Annotated in this window: 2 protein-coding genes and 1 pseudogene; all 3 read right to left on the bottom strand. The window is 50.0% G+C overall.

Going from position 1 to position 3,031, the window contains the following annotated elements:
* Window positions 1-257: pseudogene (locus BZG79_RS13365) on the bottom strand (3-deoxy-8-phosphooctulonate synthase); the annotation flags it as partial.
* A 154-nt stretch (window positions 258-411) separates the two neighbouring features.
* Window positions 412-1,620: a mannose-6-phosphate isomerase, class I gene (manA, locus tag BZG79_RS13360; RefSeq protein WP_077774645.1), complete on the bottom strand. Its 1,209-nt coding sequence runs from the start codon at window positions 1,618-1,620 to the stop codon at window positions 412-414.
* Between the two features lie 100 nt (window positions 1,621-1,720).
* Window positions 1,721-3,031 (bottom strand): PTS fructose transporter subunit IIBC (locus BZG79_RS13355; RefSeq protein ID WP_199877861.1); only part of this gene is annotated, 1,311 nt, incomplete at its 5' end.

Below are 3,031 nucleotides of genomic sequence, written 5' to 3'. Positions count from 1 at the left end.
CGCTTGAGCTCTTCAAAAATCTTTAACCCTTCTTCCATCCCTGGGCCACGGTAAGAGTGCACCGAGGAGCGATTCGCCTTATCAAACGACCGCCTTACCAAACGACGCTTTAAAGACGTAAGGAATGCCAAGTTTGTCAGTCCACAAATTTGCATCGCTAAATCACGTGACTCCAGCACATTCATGCCAGCAAACAAGGTGAACGGGCGATCATTCGCAACAGGTGTATCGCCAATATGGACGGTTTTTTGCGTCATAGGGGTATCCTTTGTTCGTAGCCATTAGGAGGTGTATGGATATTTCTGTTGTCTGTCTCATAATCGTATTGCGGATCACGATATCACATCGAATCAGTTAGCTAAATTTAGTTTGTTACAAGTGATCTAGGATTTCGGCGATTTGTCTGCTATTTCAGCCTATCTGATTAAACACCCTTACAGCGCCGCCTTGGCAGTGTAATTGATACTCGCTCGTACACGCCGGTATAAAAATAGACTCGCCTTTTTCAATGGTCAGCTTGTGGTCGCTATGAGAAACAGTCAGTGGGGCATCAATGGCGAAGATGATTTCACCGCTGTGCATATGGCATGTGAGATCGTCAACCTGAAGGTAATGCGTAAAGGAAAAATCAGGCACCGCGACCGGGTAATGCGTTCCTTGGCCAGTGCGTGTCGGTTCGAGTGTTATGTTAGCCGTTGCTATAGGAGCAAAGCTTGTGCAGGCAATCAGCTCATCAACATCGATATGCTTGGGGGTGAGTCCGGCTCGCAATACGTTGTCGGAGTTGGCCATGACTTCGAGTCCGACACCCTGAATGTAAGCGTGAGGGGTGCGGGCGTGCAAAAACATCGCTTCCCCCGGCGCGAGTGTCACGACATTTAGCAATAACGGCGCAAAGAGGCCGACATCTCCTGGATACTGTGTCGCCAAATCAATAATGGTATCGAAGGGAGCTTCCGTCGCATTTTGATTGGCCACTGCCATTAAAGCGTCGACTGCTGCCGCTTTATCGGTTGCCTCAAGCGCTAATAGCTGAGCGAAGGCGCTTTGTAGCGTGTCTTCAGCCGGGGAATCGGTAAAGGCTTGAAAAATAGTAGTGAGTGAATCGTGATTGACTTTTGCAATGTTCGCAATAATGTCTGAATAAGGGCGAAACCCGTTCATCGCTTTAAACGGGGTCAGCGCATAAATCAGTTCAGGCTTGTGATTGGGATCTTTGTAGTTACGATGCGCGGCTGATAGGGAAATGCCTTGTTGGTTYTCTTTTTGATAGCCGTGTTCGGCTTCTTGTTTGCTTGGGTGTACCTGGATGGATAACGCTGTGTCTGCGGCGAGCACTTTGAATAGAAAAGGCAGTTCACCAAAGCGTTGATAAATCTCAGCGGATAAGGCGGATTGCGGGTCAGACGCAATCAAGGTATTAAGCGGCAGCCAAGCTTCGCCAACGTGTATCTCGGAGCTGGCTTTAGGGTGCGCGCTCATCCAGATTTCAGCTTGCGGCTGTTGGTCGGGGTTCGCAATATTAAACAGTGCTGGCAGAGCCGTGCAGCTCCCCCATTGATAGGTTTGAATGGGATTGCGCATTAAAAAAAAGGGCTGTGAGTGAAATGGGCTATTCATACTGGCTGTACTCTTAAACGAGAAAATATACTCTTAAACGAGAAAATCGGCCCCGATTGGCGAGGCCGAAAGTGATAATAATGGTGTGGTTATAGCATAATTAAGCGGCTGATTGCAGCCACTGGGCTTTGCGCGCCTTCTTCAAGCTAACGCAAACCAATGCCGTGACCACCGCGCCGGCAATCATACAAATAAGGGCAATAACAGGTTTGTTCATTGCGCCCAGTAATGCCACCACGGGGCCACCATGCGCCACGCTGTTAGTCACACCGAATCCAAAGGCCATCACCGCCGCCACCATCGAACCAATCATATTGGCGGGGATCACCGCACAGGCCATCGCACCCATAAAATGAGTTTGTCCGCTGGCAATCATCCCCACGGAGAATAAGAAAGCCACTTTATTGAATGGACCACCCATATCAAAGCCTGCCATGCCGCCCAGTACAATCCCTAATAAAATGTAGTTACCGGTGCTCATGGCGGTGAGCATGGCGGTAAGTGAATCCATTAGGCTGGCAATGGGCGCCCCAATCACAAAGATAAATAGCGCGGCGATAAACAGGGTACCGGTAATCGGCGCAATCATAATGGGAACGAGTGGTTGGAGGAATTTATGGTAATTAATTCCGCTGACCCATTTGACGAAATACCCCACAAGCAAACCCGCAATGATGGCACCGATAAAGCCGGTGCCCGCTTCAGCGCCGTAAAAGCTGCCGGTATTGGCAATCCAGCCACCAATTAACCCTGGCGCAAGTGCCGGGCGATCCGCAATCGCATAGGCGATATAGCCGGCAAGCACTGGGATCATTAATTGGAAGGCAATCACACCGACATCGAGCACTTGTTGCCATGCACTGCCTTCTGGAATGGCCATGCCCGCTTCCGTTGGCTCACCGCCAATGGCGAGAGACAGCGCAATCAATAGCCCGCCTGTCACCACAAAGGGGATCATGTGCGAGACACCATTCATCAGATAGCGATATAAGTTACTTCGCCAGTTTGTGGTGCCAGTGGACGGTGCGTTGGTGTTTGTGCTTTGCTTGGACGTACCCGCGGCTTGATAAGGGCTGGCATTAAGTGCGTTTTCGATTAAGCCTTTACCGTCGCGAATTGCTTCTTTAACGCCGACTTCGACCACAGCTTTGCCGTTAAAGCGGGTCATATCGGTTTGTTTATCACAGGCAACGACAATCGCATCGGCGCGTAATATGTCGTCTTGTGTGGGTGAGTTTTTAACCCCAATCGAGCCGTTGGTTTCTACTTTTATCTCATAGCCCAGCTCGTCAGCGGCTTTTTCAAGCGCTTCGGCCGCTAAATAGGTATGTGCCACCCCCGCCGGACAACCGGTTACACCAATAATAAGGCCTTTTTTCGGTCCGGTATTATTGCGGTCCGGTATTATTGC

The organism is Salinivibrio sp. MA427 (assembly GCF_001996115.1).
GTDB classification, from domain to species: Bacteria; Pseudomonadota; Gammaproteobacteria; order Enterobacterales; family Vibrionaceae; genus Salinivibrio; species Salinivibrio costicola.
Note: the sequence above shows the minus strand (reverse complement) of the source record. Positions and strands in the feature narration are given on the sequence as shown.